This is a genomic window from Mumia sp., from assembly GCF_028803055.1.
Classification (GTDB): Bacteria; Actinomycetota; Actinomycetes; order Propionibacteriales; family Nocardioidaceae; genus Mumia.
On the sequence record NZ_JARBCJ010000281.1, the window covers coordinates 1 to 2,743 of the forward strand.

The following is a 2,743-nucleotide window of genomic DNA, read 5'->3' on the forward strand; positions in this document are numbered from 1 at the left end:
GGTGCCGCGGACCTGCGCGAGATAGAGGCCGAGGACGTAGCAGGCGATCAGCTGGGTGAGGAAGCCCTTGGTGGAGGCCACCGCGATCTCGGGGCCGGCATGGGTGTAGATGACGGCGTCGGACTCGCGCGGGATGGTCGACCCGTTGGTGTTGCAGATGGCGAGGACCTTCGAGCCCTGCTGCCGTGCGTGCCGGATCGCCTGGAGGGTGTCGGCGGTCTCGCCCGACTGGCTGATCGCGATCACGAGGGTCGACTGGCCGACGATCGGGTCGCGGTAGCGGAACTCCGATGCGAGCTCGACCTCGCACGGGATCCGCGTCCAGTGCTCGATCGCGTACTTGGCAACCATCCCGGCGTACGACGCCGTCCCGCACCCGATGATCAGGATCCGGTCGACGTGACGGAGCTCGTCGTCGGACAGGCGCATCTCGTCGAGGATCAGGCGCCCCTGGGAGTCGTGGCGACCGAGGAGGGTGTCGGCGACCGCCTTGGGCTGCTCGTCGATCTCCTTGAGCATGAACCAGTCGTAGCCGCCCTTCTCGGCGGCGGAGATGTCCCAGTCGACGTGGTACTCGGTGACCTTCGACGGGGCACCCTCGAAGTCGATGACGTCGATGCCCTCGCGGGTGATGGTCACGACCTGGTCCTGCCCGAGCTCGACGGCGTCTCGGGTGTAGTCGATGAACGCGGAGACGTCGGAGGCGAGGAAGTTCTCGCCGTCTCCTCGGCCGGCCACCAGCGGCGAGTTGCGGCGGGCTCCGACCACGCGGTCGGGGTCGGCGCCGTCGGCGACGACCAGGGTGAACGCGCCCTCGAGGCGCAGGCACACCCGGCGCACCGCCTCGGTGAGGTCGACGGCTCCCTTGAGCAGCTCGCGGTCGACCAGGTGGGTGACCGTCTCGGTGTCGGTCTCGGACTGCAGCTCGACGCCCTCCGCCTCGAGCTCGGCCCGCAGCTCCGCGAAGTTCTCGATGATGCCGTTGTGGACCACGGCGACCCGGTGGTCCTCGGAGACGTGCGGGTGCGCGTTGCGGTCGCTCGGCGGCCCGTGCGTGGCCCAACGGGTGTGCCCGATGCCGGTGGTCGACTCCGGCAACGGGTGCTCGGCGAGCTCCGCGTCCAGGTTGGCCAGCTTGCCGACCTTCTTCGCGGAGACGATCGAACCGTCCCTCACGAGCGCGACGCCGGTCGAGTCGTAGCCCCGGTACTCGAGACGGCGCAGACCCCCGAGGACGACGTCCAAGGCGGACCGTTCACCGACATAACCCACGATTCCACACATGAGCAACAGGGTACCGACCCCGCTGACGAGGTCGGCCGCCACAATGGGGTCCATGTCGCTCACGCAGCCGGGTTCCGGGGACACCTCGCCGTACGTCGAGCTCGAGCGCGGCGCGTGGGCCGCCCTCGCGGGCGAGGCGCCGCAGCCGCTGTCGCAGCGCGAGATCGACGAGGTCCGAGGCCTCGGGGACGAGCTGGATCTCGAGGAGGTCCGCAAGGTCTACGTGCCGCTGACGCAGCTGATCAGCATGCGCATCGGCTACGCGGGCGAGCTCTACCGGTCCACCGAGGCGTTCCTGCGCCGCCCGCAGCCGCAGCGCACGCCGTACGTGATCGGCATCGCGGGATCGGTCGCGGTCGGCAAGTCGACGACCGCCCGGCTGCTGCGCGAGCTGCTCGCCAAGAGCCCGGGCCACAGCAACGTGTCGCTCGTCACCACCGACGGGTTCCTGCTCCCCAACGCCGAGCTGGAGCGCCGGGGCCTGCTCGAGCGCAAGGGGTTCCCCGAGTCGTACGACCGCAAGGCCCTGCTGCGCTTCGTCATGGCCGTCAAGTCCGGGCGTGAGACGGTCGAGGCCCCGGTCTACTCGCACCTCTCGTACGACGTCACCGACGAGGTCGTCACGCTGAACCGGCCCGACGTGGTCCTCATCGAGGGCCTCAACGTCCTGCAGCCCGCGCGAGTCCGGGGCGACGGCCGACCGGGGCTCGCGATCAGCGACTTCTTCGACTTCTCGGTGTACGTCGACGCGGCCCGCAAGGACATCCGCCGGTGGTACATCGAGCGCTTCCTGCGCCTGCGCGAGACCGCGTTCCGCGACCCCGACTCGTACTTCGTGCGCTACGGCGCTCTGGACGCCGAGCAGGCGACCGCGCAGGCCTCGCTGCTGTGGGACTCGATCAACGGCCCGAACCTCAAGGAGAACATCGAGCCGACCCGCGGGCGCGCCACCCTGGTGCTGCGCAAGGACGCCGACCACTCCGTGCGATGGGTCCGTCTGCGCAAGCTCTGACCCGGACCTCGCGCTGTGATGGCCCTCACCCCTAGGGTGTGCGCCATGGACTCCGCGCTCAGCACGGTCGGGCTTCCGATCGCCCTCGGCATCATCATGCTCGGTCTCGGCCTCTCGCTGACCCTCGACGACTTCCGGCGCGTCGGCCGGCACCCCCGTGCCGTCGTGGTCGCGCTGGCCTGCCAGCTCCTCCTGCTCCCCGCAGTGTGCTTCGGCCTCGTCCTGCTCTTCGACCTCCCTCCGCTGCTCGCGATCGGCATGATGCTCCTCGCCGCGTCACCGGGCGGCACCAGCGCCAACCTCTACAGCCACCTCTTCCGCGGAGACGTCGCGCTCAACGTGACGCTGACCGCGATCAACTCGATCATCGCGATCGTCTCGCTGCCTCTGATCACGAACCTCGCCATCGCCTACTTCGACGCCGACAGCTCGGTCTCGCTGCAGTTC

Annotated in this window: 3 protein-coding genes; 2 read left to right on the forward strand and 1 reads right to left on the reverse strand. The window is 69.5% G+C overall.

Features of this window, described 5'->3' with window-relative positions:
• Nucleotides 1-1,284: glutamine--fructose-6-phosphate transaminase (isomerizing) (glmS, locus tag PV363_RS17020; protein WP_301022979.1), on the reverse strand; the 1,284-nt coding region annotated here is incomplete at its 3' end.
• A 43-nt stretch (nucleotides 1,285-1,327) separates the two neighbouring features.
• Here glmS and coaA point away from each other — a divergent pair.
• On the forward strand, nucleotides 1,328-2,296 hold the full coding sequence (gene coaA / locus PV363_RS17025; RefSeq protein ID WP_220342533.1) for a type I pantothenate kinase: 969 nt from the start codon (nucleotides 1,328-1,330) through the stop codon (nucleotides 2,294-2,296).
• Nucleotides 2,297-2,341: 45 nt separating this feature from the next.
• The coding region (locus PV363_RS17030) for a bile acid:sodium symporter (RefSeq protein ID WP_301022980.1) at nucleotides 2,342-2,743 on the forward strand (402 nt) is incomplete at its 3' end.